At 42.1% G+C, this 23173-nt stretch carries 14 protein-coding genes and 1 pseudogene; 8 read left to right on the top strand and 7 right to left on the bottom strand.

The genetic code is table 11. The features are described 5' to 3' along the window. Window positions 1-654: 654 nt before the first annotated feature. The 5 genes from ACXAGX_RS20360 (at window position 655) to ACXAGX_RS20340 (ending at window position 10355) form a co-directional block, all read left to right on the top strand. Window positions 655-2703, top strand: a complete 2049-nt coding sequence (locus tag ACXAGX_RS20360) for a type I restriction-modification system subunit M (protein ID WP_474840672.1) — start codon at window positions 655-657, stop codon at window positions 2701-2703. Beyond that, the gene (locus ACXAGX_RS20355) at window positions 2696-3913 is read left to right on the top strand and encodes a restriction endonuclease subunit S (protein WP_474840670.1); all 1218 of its coding nucleotides are present in this window, start codon (window positions 2696-2698) and stop codon (window positions 3911-3913) included. Before ACXAGX_RS20360 ends, ACXAGX_RS20355 begins: the two co-directional genes overlap by 8 nt. 76 nt (window positions 3914-3989) lie before the next feature. Continuing rightward, window positions 3990-7205: a type I restriction endonuclease subunit R gene (locus tag ACXAGX_RS20350; RefSeq protein WP_474840668.1), complete on the top strand. Its 3216-nt coding sequence runs from the start codon at window positions 3990-3992 to the stop codon at window positions 7203-7205. A gap of 213 nt (window positions 7206-7418) precedes the next feature. After that, complete coding sequence (locus ACXAGX_RS20345; RefSeq protein WP_474840666.1) at window positions 7419-8021, top strand: hypothetical protein; 603 nt, start codon at window positions 7419-7421, stop codon at window positions 8019-8021. 126 nt (window positions 8022-8147) lie between these two features. Continuing rightward, complete coding sequence (locus ACXAGX_RS20340) at window positions 8148-10355, top strand: hypothetical protein (RefSeq protein WP_474840664.1); 2208 nt, start codon at window positions 8148-8150, stop codon at window positions 10353-10355. A 321-nt stretch (window positions 10356-10676) separates the two neighbouring features. Here the strand turns inward: ACXAGX_RS20340 and ACXAGX_RS20335 are convergent, their stop codons facing one another. The 5 genes from ACXAGX_RS20335 to ACXAGX_RS20315 form a co-directional block, all read right to left on the bottom strand. After that, the gene (locus ACXAGX_RS20335) at window positions 10677-11381 is read right to left on the bottom strand and encodes a hypothetical protein (protein WP_474840662.1); all 705 of its coding nucleotides are present in this window, start codon (window positions 11379-11381) and stop codon (window positions 10677-10679) included. Beyond that, window positions 11381-12124 carry a hypothetical protein gene (locus tag ACXAGX_RS20330; protein WP_474840660.1) on the bottom strand — a complete coding sequence of 248 codons (744 nt, stop codon included), beginning with the start codon at window positions 12122-12124 and terminating at the stop codon, window positions 11381-11383. The genes ACXAGX_RS20335 and ACXAGX_RS20330 overlap by 1 nt, the downstream gene beginning before the upstream one ends. A gap of 1245 nt (window positions 12125-13369) precedes the next feature. Further along, window positions 13370-14281, bottom strand: a complete 912-nt coding sequence (locus ACXAGX_RS20325; protein WP_474840658.1) for a site-specific integrase — start codon at window positions 14279-14281, stop codon at window positions 13370-13372. Then, entirely contained in the window at window positions 14281-14538 is a 258-nt protein-coding gene (locus ACXAGX_RS20320; RefSeq protein WP_474840656.1) for a hypothetical protein, read from the bottom strand. The genes ACXAGX_RS20325 and ACXAGX_RS20320 overlap by 1 nt, the downstream gene beginning before the upstream one ends. Before the next feature lie 250 nt (window positions 14539-14788). After that, window positions 14789-15952, bottom strand: a complete 1164-nt coding sequence (locus ACXAGX_RS20315; protein ID WP_474840654.1) for a tyrosine-type recombinase/integrase — start codon at window positions 15950-15952, stop codon at window positions 14789-14791. 391 nt (window positions 15953-16343) lie between these two features. Here ACXAGX_RS20315 and ACXAGX_RS20310 point away from each other — a divergent pair, with 391 nt between their 5' ends. Further along, window positions 16344-17540 carry a cytochrome b/b6 domain-containing protein gene (locus tag ACXAGX_RS20310; RefSeq protein ID WP_474840652.1) on the top strand — a complete coding sequence of 399 codons (1197 nt, stop codon included), beginning with the start codon at window positions 16344-16346 and terminating at the stop codon, window positions 17538-17540. Between the two features lie 89 nt (window positions 17541-17629). Here the strand turns inward: ACXAGX_RS20310 and ACXAGX_RS20305 are convergent, their stop codons facing one another. Continuing rightward, window positions 17630-17791, bottom strand: coding sequence for a hypothetical protein (locus ACXAGX_RS20305; protein WP_474817684.1), 162 nt, complete (start codon window positions 17789-17791; stop codon window positions 17630-17632). A 181-nt stretch (window positions 17792-17972) separates the two neighbouring features. Here ACXAGX_RS20305 and ACXAGX_RS20300 point away from each other — a divergent pair, with 181 nt between their 5' ends. Further along, a complete protein-coding gene (locus ACXAGX_RS20300) occupies window positions 17973-19373 on the top strand; it encodes an aminotransferase-like domain-containing protein (RefSeq protein WP_474840650.1) in 1401 nt (466 codons plus the stop codon). A 13-nt stretch (window positions 19374-19386) separates the two neighbouring features. On the opposite strand, the gene ACXAGX_RS20295 is transcribed toward ACXAGX_RS20300, so the two are convergent. Beyond that, on the bottom strand, window positions 19387-21468 hold the full coding sequence (locus tag ACXAGX_RS20295) for a putative bifunctional diguanylate cyclase/phosphodiesterase (protein WP_474840648.1): 2082 nt from the start codon (window positions 21466-21468) through the stop codon (window positions 19387-19389). Window positions 21469-21977: 509 nt separating this feature from the next. On the opposite strand from ACXAGX_RS20295, the pseudogene ACXAGX_RS20290 reads away from it, so the two are divergent. After that, a pseudogene (locus ACXAGX_RS20290) lies at window positions 21978-23173 on the top strand (hypothetical protein); the annotation flags it as partial.

Genomic DNA, 23173 nt, shown 5'->3' with positions numbered 1-23173 from the left:
CTCTGGCTCTGGCTCTGGCTCTGGCTCTGGCTCTGGCTCTGGCTCTGGCTCTGGCTCTGGCTCTGGCTCTGGCTCTGGCTCTGGCTCTGGCAAAACGTTGTTCGAGGCGACATCAATGTCAAAAAGTAAATTGAAATTTTGGAGTTCGCTTGAATAATTGAGAAGTTCAATAGCATCAGTATGCAAAAACGAAGCTAAATGAAATATTGAAATTTTCAGACACTTTCCAACCCTGACACCTTTCAATGAGCCGCACGAAAGCGCCTCCGCTATATCCTGATGGGATATAGCGAACTTCTCTGAAGCTTCAATAGGCGTGTATAGAGTCAAAATTAAGTCTGAAAAAAAATTTTTCAGATGAAAACATGCGGTCTTGTTCTACGCCATTATGAAGCTTTGCACGCCATTTTAGTGTATTTTTGCTAGCTTATTTATGCCACATTCAGATGCGGAGATGAGGGCTCCTTGTGTTGAAATTCAGCATCAGCAACCGAAACTGCGCAAAATTTAGGTACTCGCATTGTACTCATCAATGGCACTGAATTAGCGAAGCTCATGCTACGGTAAAACATCGGTAAAAGAGGCGAACAGGTATTACACCTGAAAAAATAGACGTAGAATACTTTGAAAAATAAGTTTGAGAATTAAACATACATGAACCAACAAGAAATCAAACAATTAGAAACCGAATTATGGGACAGCGCTAACTCGCTACGTGCTAACTCCAAACTAACCGCAGCCGAATATAAAGACCCGGTTCTTGGTCTTATTCTTTTACGTTATGCACAAAATCGCTACGACCAAGCCAAAGCGAAAATTGAAGCAAGCATTCCAGAAGGGCCTCGGGGTAAACGAGCACCTACCAAGGACGACTTCTTAGCCGCAGGTGCAATGATGCTACCGCTAGAGTCGCAATTCGATTACCTGGCAGATTTGCCAGAGTCAGAATCTCTTGATGAAGCCATTAATAACGCCATGAAGCTCATAGAAGAGGCTTATCCTGATTTAGCAGGTGTCTTACCTAAAAACTATCAAGAATTCGATGCAGACCTGCTTAGAGAGCTTATTCGGGTATTTAACAAAGACTCAGTTAAGAAAATTAAAGGCGATATCTTCGGGCGCATTTACGAATTTTTCCTGATGAAATTCTCAATGGACGGTGCTGGTGCTCAAGAAGGCGGAGAGTTCTTCACACCACCTTCACTCGTACAACTTATCGTAAATATGATCAAACCTGATCACGGTGTTATTCACGACCCTGCTTGCGGCTCAGGCGGTATGTTCGTGCAAACAGGCCACTTTATTGAGGAGCTTGTTCAAAAAGAGCAACAAGATGCTTCGGTAAATACAAAGGTAACTTGTTACGGCTCAGAACTAAAATCAAACAACACCCGTTTAGCCAAAATGAACTTAGCCATTCATGGTATTGAAGGCAAAATCATTGAAAGCAACAGCTTCTACTCAGACCCGCATGCACTGGTAGGCAAGTGTGACTTTGTAATGGCTAACCCACCATTTAACGTAAAAAAAGTCGATAAGAAAAAAGACTACGTTAAAACCGATGTTCGTCTGTTCAAGGATGTGGGTATTCCAAAAGCCGACAACGGTAACTACCTATGGATTCAGTATTTCTATCATTACCTAAACGAGCAAGGTCGTGCTGGTTTTGTTATGGCAAGTTCAGCAACTGACGCTGGTAATACCGAAAAAAACATTCGCCAAAAGCTGGTTGAAACAGGTGCTGTCGATTGTATTGTGGCGGTAGGTAATAACTTCTTCTATACCCGCTCATTGCCTTGTCATGTCTGGTTTTTAGATAAAGGCAAAAGTGAAGCAAACAAAGATAAGATCTTAATGATTGACGCTCGTAATACCTTCCGAGTTGTCACCAATACCATTAACGATTACTCACCAGGTCAGTTAACGAACTTTAACGCCATTATGGAATCGTACCGTGGTGATAGCACTGCTATCGCTTCAGCACAAACTATCCATAACCAAAAAGCAATCAGCCTTGCCAAAGACATTGCACTTGAAATCAATCAACTGCGCAAAGAGTGCAAAACCATCTTAGCGGCACCAAATACTGAAGATTGGACAGGCGAAAAACCAACTCTTGATTTCAGCTCAATTACCGCAGAATTAGATGAAATATTGAATGTTGCTGATGACAGTGACTTTGATACTTGCCAAACATGGAATGATCGTTTTAACCAGCCTGTTGAAAAGCTTTTTGCCTTAATCGAGCAATATCAGGCTGTGTCTGAAAAAGCCTTGGCTGACTTTAAAGTACTGAGCAAAGAAGAGAAGGCAACCAAAGAAAACAAACAACTTAAAAAGCAACTTGATGCCAACAGCAAATTACTAAAAGCATTAACTACTGCGCTCAATGCTCATAAAGCACTACTCAAACAAGAATTAGCAGATTACAAACAACGCATTAAAGACTGGCAGTCGCTACGTGATAACTTCTCTAACGATCAATATCAAGACGTTGAAGGTCTATGCAAAATCGTTAGTCGAGATGAAGTAGAAGAAAACGACTACAGCTTAACACCAGGCAGGTATGTTGGTTATCGCATTCAAATTGACGAAGATTTTGATTACCAAAGTCGCATGAAAGAAATTAATTCTGAGTTGTCAGAGCTATCTATTAATGCAAATGATCTACTAGGTGCTGTCCAGGAGCTAAAGTATGACTAATGCTTGGCCAACCAAGAAAATTAAAGAGTTCTGTGAATTTAAGTATGGAAAGAACTTGCCAGCAGACAAGCGAGTTGATGGACCTTACCCTGTTTATGGTTCCTCATCTATAGCTTCTTATCATGAAGACTATTTGATTGAAGCCCCAGGATTAATTATTGGAAGAAAAGGCACAGTAGGTAAGGTTCAGCTTAGTAAAGAGAATTACTTTCCTATCGATACAACATTTTATGTCGATAAAACGTGTACTGAAGAAAACATAATTTTCTTATATTACTTTTTTCAACTTTGCGGTTTTGAAGATATGAACTCTGATGCTGCTGTTCCTGGTTTAAATAGAAATGCAGCAATAAATCTCAAAGTTTCTTTACCTCCAAGAGAAGTACAAAACAAGATTGCAACTGTTTTACTTGCCTATGACGACCTTATCGATAGCAACCTAAAACGCATCAAGTTGTTAGAGGAAATGGCGCAAATAACATATGAAGAGTGGTTTGTTCGTATGAAATTCCCCGGCCATGAAACCGCCGTTTTTGATGAAGAAACAGGCCTACCTGAAGGTTGGGAAAAACGCCCAATTAGTGAATTTTGCGAAAAAATTACGGACGGAACTCACGATAGTCCCAAACAAGTTGAGCAGGGTGTCCCTTTAATCACAGGTAAGCATATTGAGAACGGATTCATTAATTTTGATGATGCTTATTTGATAAGCCAAGAAGATCACGAAAAGATCAAGAAAAGAAGTGGGTTATCAAAATGGGATATTTTGTTTTCAAACATAGGAACGCTGGGTAATACAGGTGTCGTTACCGAAGATTTTGAATATAGCTGTAAAAATGTTGTTATCTTCAAGAGAAAACTGGGGTTTGAATACTTCTTATATAGTTACTTAGCTAGCGAACACACCGTAAAAAAATTAGATAGTATGTCATCTGGTGTAGCCCAAAAATTTTACAGTTTGAAGTTTATCCGAGCACTTGAAGAGACACTTCCTGGCAATGACGTTATTGATAAATTTAATAAATTTGCAGAACCAATTTTGACAACAAAGTACAAATTACACGAGCAAATTAAGCTATTGAAAGAAGCCAGAGATATCCTTCTTCCTAGATTAATGACCGGCATGATAGATATCGAGCAAGTAGAATTACCAGAAGCCATGTTAAATCGGCTGGAACAACAAGAAGATAAAGTGGCAACAGCCGTATAAAGAATTAAGAAAGAACTATCACACGCGCTCTGCTTTGAAAAGAAGCAAAAAATCGTATTGAATGGAGTATCAATAAATGAGTTATGACTATTCTGAAGATGGATTAGTAGAAGCGGCCAGCGAAGAGGTGTTGCTCGACCTCCAATGGCAGGTGAAAAAAGCATGGCACAATGAAACCTTGTCTATTAAGGAAGACCGTAATGATGGTTTGCTTGGCCGTGCCAATAAATCAGAAGTCATACTCATTCGCTACTTAAAACAGGCATTAGTCAAGTTAAATCCTGATTTACCAGATACTGCTTATCAAAAAGCCATTGACCAAATTACCCAAGTCGAGGCGGATACAAGCTTAGGGATGATTAATAAAGCAAAGCACGAACTACTTACAAAAGGTGTGCAAGTTAGCTTTCAAGACGATAAAGGCAAACTGCAAAGAAAACGCCTTAAGGTTTTTAACTTTAACACGCCAACAGATAACCACTTTCTAGCAGTTAGGCAATTTGAAGTAGTGGGCAAACTTTATAATCGTCGCCCTGATATTGTTGGTTTTGTTAATGGCATTCCATTGGTGTTTTTCGAGCTTAAAGCCCATCACACCGATTTGCGAAACGCTTATGAAGATAACCTATCCGATTACAAAGATACTATCCCAGAAGTGCTGCACAGCAATGCCTTTATCATATTAAGTAACGGTACAGATTCACGAGTCGGTACAGTTACCAGCCCCTATAAATTCTTTTTGGAATGGAAACGTATTGAAGAAGACGATAAAGGCGAAGTTAGCCTAGATACCATTTTACGAGGAACCTGTGAAAAGCATCGTTTATTAGATTTGTTTGAAAATTTCGTGCTGTTTGATGGCGAAGGTGATTACATCGTAAAAATCATGGCCAAAAACCACCAGTTCATAGGTGTAAATAAGGTGGTTGAGCAAGCAAAAAACATTCAAGACTTAAAAGGTAAACTCGGTGTTTTCTGGCACACCCAAGGGTCGGGTAAATCTTATTCAATGGTGTTTATTTGCCAAAAGATCTTACGTAAGTTTGGTAAGAGTTATACCTTTTTAATTGTGGTTGACCGTACCGAATTAGAAAACCAGTTATACGATACGTTTACCGGATGTGGCGCAGTTACCGAAGAAAACGTAAGAGCGAAAAGCCGAACACATTTAAGAGAACTGTTAAGTGAAAATCATCGTTATGTGTTTACGCTTATTCATAAATTCGCCATCGACAAAAAGAAAGAAACCGAATATCCGCTCATTACTGAGCGAGATAACATTATTGTTATCTCCGATGAAGCACACCGAACTCAAGGTGGTACTTACGCTCAGAACATGCGCTTTAAAGCCATTCCAAATGCATCTTTCTTGGGTTGTACAGGCACACCTTTAATTGCCGATGAAGTTGAACTGACTAAAAAAATCTTCGGTGGTTATGTTTCAGTCTATGATTTCAAAAAGGCGATGGATGATGGTGCAACACTGCCACTACGTTATTTAAACCGTGGTGAAAAGCTCGATATTGAAAACCCAGATTTAGACGAACGCATGGCGGAGATCATCAATAATGAAGATCTCGATACCGATCAAATCGCCAAACTAAAAAGAGAGTTTGCCAGAGACTACCCCATTCTCACCTCAGATGATCGTTTAGACAAAATCGCTAAAGATTTGGTTTGGCACTTCAATGACCGTGGTTATCAAGGTAAAGCGATGTTTGTTGCCCTTGATAAACCAACCGCAGTTCGAATGTACAACTTGGTAATGGGATACTGGCCTAAGTACATTGAAGAACTCAAACATCGCATTGACGATGCTGAAGATCAGCAAGAAGAACTAGCGCTTAAAAAACACCTCGCTCGTGTTGAGGAGACCGAAGTTTGCGTGGTGGTCAGTGGCGAACAAAACGAAGTTAAGAAGTTTAAAAAACATGGATTAGACATTGAAACTCACCGTAAAAAAATGGTGGAGCGAGATCTTGAAACGGAATTTAAAGATGAACAGAACCCGTTCCGTTTAGCTATTGTGTGTGCCATGTGGATCACTGGCTTCGATGCGCCATGCGTATCGACAGTTTATCTTGATAAGCCAATTCAAGGTCACACCCTGATGCAGACCATAGCTCGTGCTAATCGAGTGTATGACGATGAAAAAGAAAACGGTTTAATTGTTGATTATGGCAATGTCTATACCCAGCTAGAAAAAGCCTATTCCGTTTATGGCGAAGGTGGCAAACCTACTTCGCCAGGTGGAAAAGGCGATGGTGGTGAAGAAAAGCCAACCAATCCAGTAGAAAAGTTAGAGGAAATGGCAGAAGAGCTAAATGCTGCAATTCTTGCCGTAACCAATTTCTTATCTGAAGTGGACTTCAACCTTGATGGTTTAGTAACTGCCAAAACTGCAATGGAACGTTTAGCTTCACTTGGTAAAGCCGCTAATGCAGTTAGCCTAAATGAAACTACACGTACTCAATTTGAAGTGGCTGCTCGTGATGTTATGCGCAAATACAAAGCGCTTTATCCAGAAGAAATAGTTAAACAATTTATTCCTCGCTACAACGCCATCGAAGCCATATACAGCCAGCTTAATCAAAAGACGATATCTGCTGACATTTCATCTGTAATGCGCAAGCTTCAACAAGAAGTCAGCATGAGCGTTAGCACCATTACAAATGAAGTTCGAGAAGGCGACTATGTTGACCTGAGCAACTTGGACTTTGACAAATTAAAACAAGCTTTCGCCAAATCCCAACAGAAAAATGCGGTGGTATTTGACCTTCAAGAAGCCATTGAAAAACAGCTTGAAAAGATGGTTAGAGAAAATCCAATTCGTCTCGAGTTTTATGAAAAATACAAACGAATTATTGAAGAATACAACGCAGGTAAAGACATTCAAGCTGTGCAAAAAGCATTTGATGACCTTACTAATCTCACACAAAACATTATATGCCCAGAACAAGAAAGAGCGATTAGAGAAGGCTTGGATGAAGAAACATTGGCAATTTATGATTTACTCAAAAAGCCAATTTTGACCAAAGAAGAAGAAAAAGAAGTTAAAAAAGTAGCCAAGGAAACACTAGAAAAACTTAAGGCGGAAAAGCTAAAAGTAGAGCGCTGGCGTGAAAGTACACAGGTTAGCGCACAAGTAAAAACCATCATAACTAGAAGTCTTGAGTATCTCCCACAAGCACCTTACCCAGACGAAGAATTAGCAGATTTAAACCTTGTTGTTTATCAGCACGTTTATGCTAATTACCAAGGCGCAGGTAACAGTACATATGGGCAGTTTTAGAGGAGGTTTACACCCTGATCAGAATTCATCCTTTTTAGACTTGCTGTTCGTTATTTAGTCATTGGTACTCGTATCCATAGGACTGCTTTGTACGTAAAGCAATCATTTCACTTTCTTTCCACTGGAAACACAGATTATGTTTTTTCAGTGGATACGAGTGTTAATATAAAGTCTCAGGAATAAGCAGTTATGCGGAAGGAAGAATCGAAGAACATGAATAACTCGATATTTTCATCAGGGGAAGATTGGCAAAGTAATGCTTGTGTCAGTTGGTCACACGATTCTATTGGCCTTTATATTGATGGTTACCGCAAAGCGGCAGATGATCTCGCTCATAAAGTAGTCGAATCAGTAAAAGATCAAGACATATTGGTGTATCCGATAGTATTCCTATATCGCCAATACATTGAACTCCAGCTAAAAAGAATAATACGTGAATCAAAAATTTTATTGTATGAAGGGGATGATTTTCCCCAGCATCATCGTATTAGGGATCTTTGGAATGATGCCAAAGGATTGATGAGGAGCATCATCAAAAAGGTAGATAGCAGCGCTAGAGATTACATCACAAAGAAAGACGTGGATCTAATCGATAAGATAATTAGCGATTTTGTCGAGGTTGACCCTGATTCTTTTTCCTTTAGGTACCCAAAAGACAAGGACGGAAACAACAACCTTGATGGTCTAACGCATATTAATATACGGAATTTGCGCGATAAAATGGATCTGCTTACCGAGCAGCTGGAAAAGTATGATTTAGTAGTTAACGTGCTTAGAGATTGGCAGTCAGACATGCATGCTACTTATGGTCCATAAATCACATAATATGATCAGCCAGAGGGATACCAAAAACGCCGCTTCGCTCTGGTTTTGTTACCTCTGCTGGCGGCGTTATAGGGCTTGGTGAGAGCTGTTCTCGGTGAATAATTAAAAGGAAGAGTTATGGATAACCTAAAAGTACAACTCGAAAACTGTTACGGTATTTCTTCATTAGATGAAATTTTTGATTTATCGAGTGCCGGAGGAAAAGCTAAAGCTTACGCAATTTATGCCCCCAATGGACTAATGAAAACCTCGTTTTCTAGAACTTTTGATGCTTTATCAAAAGGAGAACAGCCAAAGGAAGAACGTTTTAATCGCCAATCTACTTGTATTGTCGAGGTTGATAATATCGTAATACAAAAGGAACAAGTATACGTTCTTAAGTCTGAAATAGAAATTAGCTCCGATAACGACGCTGTAACGAATATTCTTATTAACCAGGAAAGTAAAGCCAGATATGATTCATTAGTATCAGACATTAATAAGTTGAAATCAAAACTCGAAAAATCACTTCAGAAAAAATCAAAAATAAAAAAAGATGATATCGAAAATAGACTGAAAAACGACTTTCAGACAGATGATTTCGCAAAAGCAATAAAGCTAGCAAAAGAAGTTGACACTGGGGATGACCTAGGAAGCTTCATTTATAATGAGATATTTGACCCTAAAGCTATTGAAATATTAGAAAGTCCCGAGTTCTTATCAAAGTCAAATGAGTTTAATCAACGGTATCAAGAGCTCTTTGATCAAGCTGGAACAATTTATAGTCGCGGAATTTTTAACCCTGCAAAAGCTGACACATCATTTAACACCTTAAATAAACAAGGATACTTTTCCGGTGGACATAAAGTTCACCTAAAAGGTGATGAATCTTCAATCGATTACGAAGAACTTCAAGAAAAGATGAAGGGAGTACATGAATCAATCGACAGTGATTCTGAGCTTAAAAAATTAAGAAGCAACTTAGCTAAAAATGCACAAACGCAAGCACTAAGTACATTATTGGAAAATATTACTGCGACGGAAGTTGATTTACTTTTACATAATATAAAGCCAGAGAACCAAGCAGAGTTCAAAAGAAGTTTGTGGGCTTTTTATGTTAAAAATAGTCCCGATGCTGACATATTTCTAGAGGCTTTTTCTGCCAATCAGGCTGAATTAGGTCAAATCGAATTGGACGCTGCTACAGAAGCTCCGAATTGGTCTAAAGCTATCGAGCTTTTTAATAATCGTTTTGTCGATATGCCATTTACTTTGTCATTGTTCAACCAAGTTGAAGCCGCTCTAGGAAGAGATAAAGCAAAGTTAAAGTTTACGTTCAAAGATGGTGATGATCAAATAGACTGCACGAGAAGCGAAATAAAGTCTTTAAGCCAAGGGGAGAAACGCGCCCTCTATCTTCTAAACTTTATATTTGAAGTCGAAGATAGAATAAGAAAATCAGCGGAGACTCTTTTTATTATTGACGACGTTGCCGACTCTTTCGACTACAAAAATAAGCATGCTATTGTTCAATACCTTGAGGATATCTCTGAAATTGAACATTTCTCACAATTAATTCTAACTCATAATTTTGATTTCTTTAGAACTTTGGCAAATAACTTTATTCATCGTGAAAGGTGTTTAATGGCCAACAAAACTGAAAATGGTTTAGAGCTTTCTCAAGCAGAAGGTATCAAAAACTACTTTATTGGTAAGTGGAAAAGAAACATAACTAATAGCGATTTCATATTGTGTGCGACAGTACCTTTTACAAGAAATTTAATCGAGTATATTAAAGGTGAAGGTAATCCAGATTACTTGAAGCTTACTAGTCTATTACACTGGAAAGAAGATACAGCCCAGATTAGTATTGGTGACTATTATGATATCTATAATCGTTTATTTGAAACAGATTACTCAACTAACGACGCAAACTCTTTCATAGAATTATTATTTAATAAATCATATGAGATTAAAGATAGGGCTAACCATGAGGGGCTTAATTTAGAAGATAAAGTAGTTTTATCAATAGCTATTAGACTCAGGTCTGAAATTTTTCTTATCGAAGAAATACGAAAAATAAAATCCGACGATTCTTATTGGTGTCAATCAAGAAATCAGTTTGGTGCTCTAATAAAGACATATAAAAAAGAATTACCTGATAGTCAAGCTATCAGGACCCTTGAGAAGGTTAGCATTACTGTTAGCTCTAATATTCACCTTAACTCCTTCATGTATGAACCTATATTAGATTTGACTATTGAGCACTTAGTTTCACTGTATTCAGAAGTTTTAGAGTTAGAGTCTGCTGTGCCAGTTCCTCAAGAAAGCGAACTAGCTCTATAAACAAGACCATTAAACTCGATCCCTACGACCGCCCTACGCTTGCAAGCTCACGCGGTTTGTGGAGGGCGTTAACGTCCGCTCTTTGCTAAAGCAGTCATTGAGATTTCAATGGCTGCATTTCCGAAATTGACCAACGGCAGAAACCCAGTGTCTTCAACCTGAGCGTCTGCTGTTTGTCTATTGATGCCTGTCGGTACTCGCTAATAGGCAACTGTGTAGGTGAACCGGAAGTTGATCAATTGGACCTTTACCATCAATTAGCGAATAAAGCGGTCCTATGTCTACGTTTATAAATTACCCTACAAAAACACCGGTCACCTTTTAAATAGAATGAATTGTTGAAATTTCTACAGGAGAGTTATTAAAAGTAAAATTTTCAACCAAAAAATCTATAGTGGAATCATTGAGGTTAAACACAAATCTTGCAGGAAAGATGAATCCATTTTCCAGTTCTATAATTACCTCAGCCCTGTAACTTCCAGCTATCATATTGAACACTTCGTTTGTAAACGTTTTTAACTCATCCTTGAATTCTTGTGAGCAGTCTCTGTTCTCTACGCAATTAGCATTGCGTGATAACTTGTGCATATTTAATCTCTGATTTTCGGAAAGTTTTTTGACAAAGATTGCCGTTATGTTTTCAGTTTTATCTTCCTTGACTGGAAAATAAGAGGGACTAATTTCGGTTTGACTGGGGCTGTTAATTGTATCTGATCTGAAAATATACTCATCGCCATTGTCATTATGCGTGATTTTCATCTCTATACTTTTGATTGTTACTTCACTGTTGCCTGTATTAACGAGTATTAAAGGAACTTGGAAACTTGGTACACCTAAATATGCGAACGTCGAAATCCTATCAATTGGCTTCACTTCGATTTCTTTTATGCTTATCCACTTGCTAATAGGTGGAAGCTGACTGAATAGAAGCGCTAGGAAAGCTAAAAGTAGATTCAGCCAGTTGAATCTATTTTCCGATACATGCTTTATTAGTTGTGAAGGATCACGTTTTTGATTCTTTTCCATTAGATACCTTCCGTGCTTATAAGTGCTGTCGCGTTCAAAACGAAATGCCGGTTCTCCTCATCAATAGTTAGCAAACGTTTAATATCCTCTGCATTAGAGTAAACAATTGAATTACCATTTGTGAACTTTAATTCTAATGAGACGTAATCTACACTGGCAATGTTGCTAAAGTCTTTTGGAAACGAGATTATCGCGATGTGAGTCTGGTCAAATTCCCCCTCGCTGCTTGAAAGCCTTGAAACATAGTTTATTTTAGATTCGACCCACGTATAGATAGCATGTCTATATCCAGGAGGATATCCTTGGAAAGGTTTATTCTGAGGTTTAACACACAAACTGATTTCAAAACCTGAGCTTGAAACATTTATAATCTGTTGATTGCTACTAGCGCCCCATTCCTTGACCAAGCGAAGATCGCTAATTATCCAGCCTGGATCGGAAAGATAATTTCGCCTCACACAGCCTCCCTTACCTGAATGATGAAATTCTCGTGTTTCATTTTTGCTGTCTAGCTTCTCAGCTGAGTAAGCGAATTCTAGTGAGTAGTTAGTAGGTAGAACCTCAACTGTGGCTGCATTTTGTTCCCTTTTTGAATCATTTTCGTCAGGTGCGATTGAGTCAGATTCTTTGTTTTGAACAATAAAACTGCGGGTTTCGAAGATATTGAAAGGGTCAAACAAAACGAAGCTTCCACCAATTATCATCGATAAAATCGCTATTAATAAAACCAGTCCCTTTCTCACAATCCACCTATAATTCGTTCTGCTAGAAGCAATTGTATTTCTACATCCGTTTAGACGTTTGACTAAATTTAAACCAAGGTTAGTATAAAAAAAAGAAAAATTAGAATCTACATATTCATTGAACCACTGAAGGTCGGCTATACGAACGAACCGAGGTCAAAACTAAGAGCGCTGAACGACCGCTTTTTGTCTTTAGCAGACGATTCTAATCTGACCACCTTATGTCCGCTTCTCGCTCTTAGCGGACTTAAACTAAATTGAAAGTCGTCAACTTTTGGCTCTGTTTCGACGCTTTCAAAGTGAATTTCATTGTATGATTAACCCATGAACTGAGTTGTCCACCTTAGCTTCTGTATTGACGCTGGTGACTTCGGCTCTTTCATAATAACTGTATCAGTGCACGGTATGGCGGATTGGCTTTGGCCGTTAAAACGCAAAGTCGCAGGTAGCCCCTGGCAAGTCATAGGTATGTGCTTGTGGCACAATTATCATACTACTCAATCTCAGGCCCATGAGATGGGGGCAAAAAAGCAGCTTCAGCTGCTTTTTTGCTATCTGCATTCGTATTTAAACTGCAACTGTCGGAATAAATAGAAACGTTGAACCCTTCGTTTAAAATCCTTCCGAACTTCCATTAGCTCCACCCTCGTCCCACACAGCGGTTCAAGGTCTTTTATAGCCCAATATCTATTCAGAACACGTACAGAATTTATCCACTCAGACTCAATAATGTTGGGTTTGAAAAAATGTGCTGGCACCGACACAGGTCGACCTAGCTAGCATTATGCATTTAGCCGGTACAGCACAGAAAATACTGCCTAAAACGTTCCAATCATCCCACAGTCCATTTATCCATTTTATATACGAGGATGAAATCGTCGCGCGTTATGGCAGTGGGTATAGTGTGCCGTCATAGATGGATTTGCACCAGCGTTCCTGCGTTCTACAGCATTATATGAGAACGCAGAAAAATAAAGCGGCTATGAGATAGCCGCTTAGGTTTATTTCACTTGTTGTAAGAACGTGCAAAGACTATTGTCTTGCGGGTCAGCACTTGATTATTCCCCGTCTCGCCCCGTTATATAGTCGGACTGTGCACACTAGCTGGTTTTATCGTAAACCATGACGCCCCCTCGAATGGCAGGACCTGGATGTTAAAATGCGCTCTCCTAGGCAAGTCATCAGTTTTACACGCTGATGGCGCGGCTCGCAGGTTTTGAGTGAATGCGAGCGCTCACTTGAATATTAGAATAAGTACCGCTCACTTATGGCTGGCCGGAAGTGGGCGAGTTTTTGACTTACCAACAAAAGAGCCTGGTCGTAAGTTTTACCGTGACGCATCAACCACAACATATTCTGCTGGGCAAACATATGGCGGACGCTATGCAAACCTTTTGACCAGCCAAGTGCGCTTTTAGACGCTTTACTGAATGCTGCGCTAAGTCGCTGCCCTCCAGGTAAAGCGTAATAGGATTGGTAAGTAATGCCGCGGTCTCGGACAGTTGCGGGGGTGGGTAGACAATATGATTCCAACGCTCTTGCAAGCGCGGTTGGAATGACAATTTCGCGAATGAGACCACCCTTCCCTCTTACAGTGTACACAATGCCTGACTGTCCTAGATGACGCTCTCTGTCCCACGGTCTGCCAGCAGATTTCGGCTGTTCCGATATTCTCCGAAGCGTGTATATTTCATGCGCCCGTAATCCGGTGGCCGCAGAGAGTTGAACGGCAAAGCGCTGCTCAGCCTTGAGTTTTGCTAACACCATATTAAATTGTTCACTAGAGTAAATTCTGGATGTTTCTGACAGAGGCTTACTTCTTGATGTCTGTACACTCTGAGATTTGATTACTGTAAGTTTGCATGAAAGCACGGCCTGTAATGCCTGACGGTCCTGGTCTAAAGTACTCTGACTTACGGTAGTACAACGTTCACTGAGATAGCGCTCAGCCATTTCACGGTTAAGTTCGTTGAGTGAATGCCCTATCCGTTGACTATGCATCCATCCCACCACATTTCTTAACGACTGCTCGTAGGCTCTGACCGTGCCTACAGAGCGAATGATTCCGCTACCGCCCTGCTGTTTTGATGTTCCTAGTTGCGTTATTTGTTTAACAGCATGTCGAGCCTGAGATTTTGCAGAACGAAATGACGGCATCACATGCCCTTCTCTTGAGGCTCGCCCCAAACCTTATTAAAGTACCGGCACACGGTCGAACGACTTACTCGCACCCCGTAGAATTCTTCCAGAAACCAGGCGATTTCATTGAATGAAATGCCGTTGGTTTTAAGATAGATGATTTCAGCGGTGTAAGGATAAAGAACAGATAAATGAAAGCGCTTAGGCCGCTTTATCTGCCTGAAGTGGCGAAGTAGTTTGATAGCCTGTTCTTCATCAATTTTGTCGTGGTGCATAAGGTGTCCTCTAAATTGAGGACCTAGCATATTGGACAGTAAAAAATCATGCGGAGAGAAACGAAAGGTAAATCAGGGATATTTCAACGAATGCTGTTGCAAGCAAACCGGTGCAAATAGCGTCGCAGCCACATCGCAAAGAATACTGAAAGCTGCTATCTATTCTCGCAGAAAGTCAGTCATGCTGTGTTAGGCGGTAACGCTGACACAGCATGACTGAACTAATTAACTCATCTCAACTAATAGAGCCTCACAAGAAATCAAATGCTCCATTGATAGCATTTCTGACTTGGTCAATGTTCGTGTGAGCGTAGATCATTGTATGCTTCAGAGAGGTATGGCAAAGCGCTTTTGAAACAACGCTAATATCAGCACCTGATTGAATCTGCCACGTCGCGAATGTTCTTCTTAGATCATGAGGCCGTGGGCGGATATCGGGGTTTGTATGGTAGAGTCCGGCTCTTTGAATTGCAGACTTCCAGACAGAATCCCCCCCAGTAATATAACCATATTTCGAGCGACTGGAAGCAAATACATAGCCAGCTCCAGAATCCGCTTTTCTCCTTCTTTCAAGTAATCCAATAACATGCTGATGAAGCGGGATCTGATAAACCTGTCTCGTTTTAGTATTTGTTGCCGGAATGAGCCACCGACCGCCCATTAAGTCCACCTCTTCCCATCTCATCATTCTAACGTTGGATAGTCTGGCCCCAGTAAATAATGCCATTCTATACACGTCAGCCATATTCTGATTTGGCTCTACAGCTAAAGCGTCAAGTAGCCTTTTGGCTTCAGCTTTTGTGAGGTAGCGGTTTCGTTGAACATCAGGCATTTTGTTAACAGCAACAAAGGGGTTACTGGACACGTCAAGCTCGTCTTCATATTGAATAACATAATTAAATGCCGATTTGACTGCTGTGAGACTCCTGTTGTGAACACAGTAGCCAAGCTCAGAAAGATCCTTAAATACTTGTCTGGCAGATTTCTTCGTTATTTCATCTACTAACCACTTACCAATTCTGGGTTTAACATGCTTATCATAAGAAACTTCTAAGCCATGCTTTCGACCAGCTATCGTCCTACGGTTCGCAAGTTCGTTATCTCTATACAGACTGAAAATGTCATCTACTGTAAGCGATGATTGAACGTGTTTTTGTTTGCCTGTTTCATGATTGATAAAATTTACAGCTCGGGCCCTAGCTTCGTCGACACTCAACCTGTCAGCTCTGCCTAGCTTAAAATTGTATGGTTGCCCGTTGGACTGAAAACGTGCGTAATACGTTTTTGTTCCGCAAGCTGTGATAACCAGTTTCAACGGGGTGAATGACTGGTCAGAATAAGTTCTCGTTTTTTGCTCAGGGCGGATATTTTGAACGCGTTTGTCCGTGAACTTGAAAGTGGTTCGCAATTTCATTTTTTTACACCTTTTTCTACACTAGGAAAAAATGTAAAAAAAGAGAAAAAAGCCTGCAAAATCAGCCCTAAAATCTGTCCCCAAAGCCTTTAAATACGTGCCAATCGAGTCCAGGTGGGGCCACCATTTCCTCGCTACATTTCTCTTAAATACAACCGCTATACAGATCATTAGATTCATTTGTTCCATACAGATGGACATAAAGGCAACCACCGGAAGACTAAATCGGTTTGAATTGATTGATGACCCCCACTCTTTTGTAACCCAGCATCAACATTCACATTCTAAAAATCAGTATAAATTGTTCTCAAAATAAACATGCCCCAGATTCGCAGTTCATGAACAACGAAGGTAATCTAACTGCAGGTTCAAACTGATTTTAGAAACACTAATGACAACAACACCATACAATCTGGTTGCCCGCATTCTGCACTGGACAATCGCAATATTAATCTTCTGGGCAATCGGTCTCGGCTTGATTGCCGAAGATATGCCGAACTCACCGGATAAAATTGAGTTATTTGTACTACACAAATCTGCGGGCTTTACCGTTCTGGTGCTGGCCATCATTCGTCTGTTCTGGCGCTTGATACACCCACCAGCGCCGCTAGGACTCCCTCCCCTGCAAGAAAAAATGGCAGCAGCCGGACACTGGGGCTTGTACCTCTTGATGCTGGCCGTGCCGCTTAGTGGCTGGCTATTAAATTCTACCGCGGGTTATCCGTTTGCCTGGTTCAATTTAATTTCAATTCCCCATATTCCCGGGTTGGAAGGCGAAAGCCGGGATCTATATTCGTCACTGCATGTTTACCTGTTCTACGGAATCGCATTAATGGTGGCGGGCCATGTCGCGATGTTGGTGGTTCATAAGCTTTTTGATGGCGTTAATCTGCTGCCGCGCATGCTCCCTGGCAAGGTATTTGTTGGCGCAAGCGCACTGACGATCACGCTGGCGTTATTACTTGGCTTTACCTTCTACAAGGCGGAAAAAGCCACGCCGGAATTCACCGATTCACCGCAAGCGGCTGCACAATTACCGGCTGATTCTGAAGCAGAAGTTGATGCGACTCAGAGCGCGATCGAGACCGGTAGCCCCCTTTGGCAACTGGTCGCCAGTCCGGATAATTTCGCATTCACCAACAGCTACGCAGGCCAGCCATTTGTCGGTGCTATCCGCGAGTTTACACCTGAGATTTACTTCGACCCGGCTAACCCTGCAGATGGCATTATCGACGTGACCATTAATACGCAGAGTATTACCACCAATAATAAAGACTGGGACGGCACCATCAAAGGCGGCCAATGGTTCTCTACTGACGCTTTCCCTCAAGCGCATTATATTAGTCGTGATATTCGCGCTGAAGACGGCAAGTTTGTGGCTAACGGCGAACTCACGCTAAAAGGTATTACTAAACCAATCGCAGTCACTTTCGACTGGCAGGAAGATAACAGCACTGCGCAATTTGTTGGCTCAGCGACAATAGACAGACGTGAATTCGAAATAGGCAGCGGCAGCTGGGCTACCAACGACAGCGTCGCTTACGAAGTTGTATTGGATATTGATTTGCAGTTGAGGAAACAAAATTAAACTGCAAGCAGGTTGCCAAATAGCAGTTTAATTCACGAGGCGGTCAGATATGCTTGTTAACCAATTTTTCGAGCATATCTTCCGCTTCTTCAACGCTTATCTTTATCCCCCACTTCAGCGACAACCATCCAGTACAGCACTAACATCACTACTACGAATACTACCGTAAATATCATTCCTAACACCGTGCCACCGCTTGCTTGGGCAGGTGCTGCCACTAATAAGGTTAAAATAAGTAGATACAGTTTCATGCGACACCCCATGTTTGTTTCCACGCGCTTCCTTTTTACAGATGGAAGGCTTGGTAGTTGACGGTATTCACAATATCCCGATTATATGCTTTCAAACAGATACAAACCAAAGGCACTTTTATATAACAGATAATAATCACAGCTGTTATAGTTTAATTCGCATCTGCATGAGGGGTGATAGGTGGCAAAGTACGAAACCTTAGCGAGTCAAATTAAGCAGCAAATTGAACATGGGATCTGGCAGGAGAATGAGAAACTGCCATCCTTACGCAAGCAAGCGCAAATCAGTGGCTATAGCTTGATGACAGTGCTGCATGCTTATCAGCTTCTTGAGAGCCAGGGCCTTATCAGTTCCCGGGAACGCTCCGGTTTTATCGTTACCGCCCCCACGCGCCCTTCTTCGATGAACAACGTGCAAGCGGCTGACGCAGTAAGTATTAATGACTTTGTGTATGAGGTACTCCAGGCTTCCCGAGATCCACACATGTTCAGCCTCGGATTTGCCTATCCCGATCCCACGCTGTACCCCAGGCAGCAACTTAACAAATCCATCGCCGCTGCCGCGCAGCAAATATCACTTACCAGTGCCATGGATAACTTTCCGCCGGGTAACGAAGAGTTAAGAAAAATTATCGCCAAACGGTATGCTGCCAGAGGCATGAATATTTCGCCAGACGAAATTGTCATTACTGCTGGCGCGCTCGAAGCGTTGAACCTCAGTTTGCAATGTTGCACTCGCCCTGGCGACTGGGTAGTAATTGAATCACCAATATTTTATGGCGCGATGCAGGCGCTGGAAAGGTTAGGATTAAAAGTGATCACCGTCGCTGTCACGCCAAAAAATGGACTGGATATCGCGGCATTGGAGCGCGCTTTTCAGAATTATCCGGTAAAAGCCTGCTGGCTTATGAGTAGCTTTCAAAACCCCATTGGGTATTCTTTATCGGATGAGAAAAAACAGCGTATTGCACAATTATTGGAAACGTATGACGTCGCCCTCATCGAAGACGATGTTTATGCCGAATTGTATGCGACATCTGCACCACCACTCCCAATAAAGCACTTTACGACGAACGGGAACAGCATGCTGTGTTCTTCGTTCTCAAAGTCCCTTGTTGCAGGATACCGCATTGGTTGGGTGGCTGCTGGGCACCATTGTATGCATATTCAAAAGCAACAGCTCATGACCACATTAGCAACGAGTGCGCCAATTCAAATGGCCCTGGTTGATTACTTAAAAAGTAGAAATTATGAGTCGCACCTGAATCAGCTTCGAAAAAAACTGATTATCCGTAAGAAAGCGATGGCTGCGTTCTTAAAAGAGAACCTGGAAAATGTCGCCACGATTCACATCGATGACGGTGGTTATTTTCTGTGGATTGAGTGCCGACCTCAGGTAGACACCATGGACATCTATCGTGAAGCGCTGCGCATACATGTTACCATTGCGCCAGGAAAGCTCTTCACTCTGAACAACGAGTTTGCTCACTGCTTTAGGGTAAATGCATCGTTCGAATTAACCGATGCCCGCCGGGCGCTGTTGGCAAAATTAGCGCGCTATATCCAAAATATCAGCTTATAGCGCTTAGGGTTGATTAGGCTGTCAGATCCATAGACTGTAATTTCTCTACAAGCAGAGCGCGAAGATCATCCGCTTCCAATGCCTTGCTATAGTAGTACCCCTGATATTCCTGACCTTTCAACGAGCGTACAAATTCGAGTTGCTCTTCGGTTTCAATGCCCTCTGTTGTAACCTGAAGATTGAGGATCTGCGCCAATGCAATAACCGACTTCACGATAGCTGCATCCTGCTCGTTCACCACCGCCTCAGACATAAAGCTCTTATCAATTTTAAGTCTGTCGATAGGGAAACGTCGCAGTTGCGCCAGGTTTGAGTAACCCGTACCAAAATCATCAATGGATATCGATACACCAATATCACGAAGCTGAGACATCACTTCCTGGGCATATTTAGGGTCTTTAACCAGCGTACTTTCAGTTAATTCAAGTTCCAGCCTGTGGGGATTTAGTCCTGTATCTTCAAGTACCTGACGAACGCTTTCAATGAAACCGCGATGGCTTAATTGCATAGCGGAAATATTTACGGCTATCGGCAACGGCTTACCATTATCCTGCTCCCATTTCGCGGAAAATTGACATGCCGTTTTCAACACCCAATCACCAAGCGGTAAAATCAGGTTAGAGTCTTCAGCGAATGGAATCAGTTCGTCGGGCGTTACCACACCAAGCTCTTCATCTTGCCAGCGGATAAGCGCCTCAACACCTGTGACCACACCGGTTAATACATCCACTTTAGGCTGGTATGCCAGGTGAAGGCTGTCGTTAGCTAAAGCCAGACGCAAGCGTTCATCCATTTTTGCTCTGCGCTCAGTGCCGCTAGTCATGTCTTGTTGATAAAACACATAACTGTTGCGCCCCGATTTTTTCGCTGCATACATGGCTGCATCGGCATAAACCATCAGCTCGTGCATGTGCTCTGCGTGTTCAGGATACATGCTCACGCCAACACTGCTCGACACATTTACCATCACATCTTCAATTTGAAACGGCTGCTGCAAAGTTTCGACAATACGGAATGCCAGACTTTCAGCGGTCTTTTTGGATGGATTTCCCTGAATGAGAACCATAAATTCATCACCACCCACCCGGGCGACAAGGTCGGTATCACGCACCGCTGCACTCAATCGCGCCGCAGATTGTTTGATGAGAATGTCGCCAACATGATGACCGAGCGAATCGTTTATTTTCTTGAAGTGATCAAGGTCGACAAAGAAAACACTAAAGGAATCGCAGCCCTCGCTGAGCAATTCGGTAATCTTCTCTTCAAAGAATAACCGGTTAGGTAATTTTGTTAGCGGGTCTCGATACACCATACCTTTAAGCTCGGTATTGGCTTCGCTTAACGACGCCGCCAATTGTGCATTGGCCGAAGTGAGGTGTGTATCGTAAATAGAAAGCAGCAATGCACCAAGCATGATGATGACAGAAACCGTTGCCACATAAATCGCAAGCAGCGCGGGCGATAAGCCATCGGCATTGTTCATCATTGCATGTTCAGGATAAATGGTCGCAGCCATGCCGGTATAGTGCATACCGGTAATACCCAGCGCCATGACCAGCCCTGCGCCTGTGCGATACCACAACGATGGACGCTGCTTTGAAGTTGGGTTTAGTCTGAAAACCAGCCACAACGCGGCGCCAGATGCAGTAACGGCAATTAGCACGGAAAGCGCGAAGATAAACGGTTGATAACTGATTTCACCGTGAATTTGCATTGCCGCCATCCCGATGTAGTGCATCAGGCAAACACCCGCTCCCATGAGAGCAGCCCCGGAACATAAACGAGTCGCAGTTAAATTGCCGGTTTTCACCACCGTTAGTGCCAGTGCGGAAGACAGTACAGCAGCGGCAAAGGAGATAACGGTGAGAGGAATGTTGTAAGCAACGCCTGAAGACATGTCCATGGCTAGCATGCCCACGAAATGCATGGCCCAGATCCCGACGCCCATTGAAAAAGCACCACCTCCAAGCCACAACTTTGATGCCAAACCTTTCGTTGCTCTAAGGCGCCCCGCCATATCCAATGCGGTGAGTGAAGCGATAAACGCAACCCCCAGCGATAACGCCACGAGTCCAATGTGATACTGTGCTTCCATTTCTTTGCCCTTTCGTTAGCAACTGTGCATGCCATTTCCTTCCAATTTTTTAAAAGACAGGAAGTATAGACAGTGACAAAACATCAGCCATAAATATTAGACTTAAGTCTAATTACCTGGATTTCATTTTAAAATCACTGCAATACAACGATGATATGAAAAGTTATACCTGTGAAAAAAGCGAGGGCTGACAAATGCACCAACAGTCTCGACTTAAGCACGTTCTGAATTTACTACAAACCCTCCTACCTACGAGTGCACAGCAAACAATTCAGACTGAATTATTCACGCATTTAGCGCAAAAAGTGTTTCACTTAGTCTCACTTAACCATGGGAAATTCCAGTTAGCGTTTTTCTCCGGTTATAAAATGTCCTTTCTTTTTTCATAGTAGAAAAAGCCATTTCCGGCCTCGAGACCGCGATGGATGTTCTAGGGTTTTACTTCCCTACGAACGACGTACCAGCCCCGGTCGCACTATAAACTCTGATTGAAGAAAGGACTGTTGATAATGCGATCTACACTCTTTTACAGATACCTGTATGCGACACTAAAAGAAACATGCGCCCGGCGGTTTGTCTCTGTCGGTAAATCATTAAATCTACTGTGGGCCGTTTTCGCGGTCTCAGCTATCACCTTCCCCGCTACCGCTGATGAACTCAGTAATGGGGGCTTCGTTGATGGCGAAATTGCGGTTGCCCAGGAAGTTGATACCTGGACGTTTGAGGGGGATGCGGGGGATGTAATTACAATTAATGCTTCTGATTATAATTACTCTGGGTTAGCCCCGCATATCAGAATCCTCAATTCAGACGGCGCTGAATTAGCCTCAAACATCAATTCTACAGTCTCTCGAATTGAAAACTTAGCGCTCCCGACAAGTGGAACTTTCACAGTCACTATTCAGGATGCAGATATCGCAAATGACAATGGCTTAAACGATACAGGCAGTTACCGCCTTTATTTCACTAATCCCCCTGTGACTGAACACGGAGAATTGGAAAATGGCGGATATGTGGAAGAATCCATTGAAGTGGGTGATATCGATACTTGGCACTTCGAAGGCCAAGCCGGTGACATCATTTCTCTACACGCTGCTGATTATAACTATGCGAGATTAGCTCCGTACATCCAGATCTTCAATCCTGATGGAACCGAATTCGCTACTGCAACAACTGGGACAGTAACTCGTCTCGGAAATCTTGAGCTACCTTCCAACGGCACTTATACCGTTGTTGTCCAAGATGGCGATATTGCAAATGATAGTGGTTTCGCAGACACCGGGGCTTACCGTCTTTACTATGTAAACCACCCGATAAGTGAACACGGAGAATTGGAAAATGGCGGTTATGTGGAAGAAACCATCGAAGTGGGTGATATCGATACTTGGCACTTCGAAGGCCAAGCCGGTGACATCATTTCTCTACACGCTGCTGATTATAACTATGCGAGATTAGCTCCGTACATCCAGATCTTCAATCCTGATGGAACCGAATTCGCTACTGCAACAACTGGGACAGTAACTCGTCTCGGAAATCTTGAGCTACCTTCCAACGGCACTTATACCGTTGTTGTCCAAGATGGCGATATTGCAAATGATAGTGGTTTCGCAGACACCGGGGCTTACCGTCTTTACTATGTAAACCACCCGATAAGTGAACACGGAGAATTGGAAAATGGCGGTTATGTGGAAGAAACCATCGAAGT

Source organism: Alteromonas sp. ABV4_515, from assembly GCF_056160345.1.
Note: the sequence above shows the minus strand (reverse complement) of the source record. Positions and strands in the feature narration are given on the sequence as shown.

Excerpts from the sequence above, each read along its gene's own strand:
- ACXAGX_RS20355 (WP_474840670.1), top strand. The coding sequence starts at position 2,696 with ATGACTAATGCTTGGCCAACCAAGAAAATTAAAGAGTTCTGTGAATTT.
- ACXAGX_RS20315 (WP_474840654.1), bottom strand. The coding sequence starts at position 15,952 with ATGAAATTGCGAACCACTTTCAAGTTCACGGACAAACGCGTTCAAAAT.
- ACXAGX_RS20335 (WP_474840662.1), bottom strand. The coding sequence starts at position 11,381 with ATGGAAAAGAATCAAAAACGTGATCCTTCACAACTAATAAAGCATGTA.
- ACXAGX_RS20295 (WP_474840648.1), bottom strand. The coding sequence starts at position 21,468 with ATGGAAGCACAGTATCACATTGGACTCGTGGCGTTATCGCTGGGGGTT.
- ACXAGX_RS20325 (WP_474840658.1), bottom strand. The coding sequence starts at position 14,281 with ATGCCGTCATTTCGTTCTGCAAAATCTCAGGCTCGACATGCTGTTAAA.
- ACXAGX_RS20310 (WP_474840652.1), top strand. The coding sequence starts at position 16,344 with ATGACAACAACACCATACAATCTGGTTGCCCGCATTCTGCACTGGACA.
- ACXAGX_RS20345 (WP_474840666.1), top strand. The coding sequence starts at position 7,419 with ATGAATAACTCGATATTTTCATCAGGGGAAGATTGGCAAAGTAATGCT.
- ACXAGX_RS20340 (WP_474840664.1), top strand. The coding sequence starts at position 8,148 with ATGGATAACCTAAAAGTACAACTCGAAAACTGTTACGGTATTTCTTCA.
- ACXAGX_RS20320 (WP_474840656.1), bottom strand. The coding sequence starts at position 14,538 with ATGCACCACGACAAAATTGATGAAGAACAGGCTATCAAACTACTTCGC.
- ACXAGX_RS20350 (WP_474840668.1), top strand. The coding sequence starts at position 3,990 with ATGAGTTATGACTATTCTGAAGATGGATTAGTAGAAGCGGCCAGCGAA.
- ACXAGX_RS20360 (WP_474840672.1), top strand. The coding sequence starts at position 655 with ATGAACCAACAAGAAATCAAACAATTAGAAACCGAATTATGGGACAGC.
- ACXAGX_RS20305 (WP_474817684.1), bottom strand. The coding sequence starts at position 17,791 with ATGAAACTGTATCTACTTATTTTAACCTTATTAGTGGCAGCACCTGCC.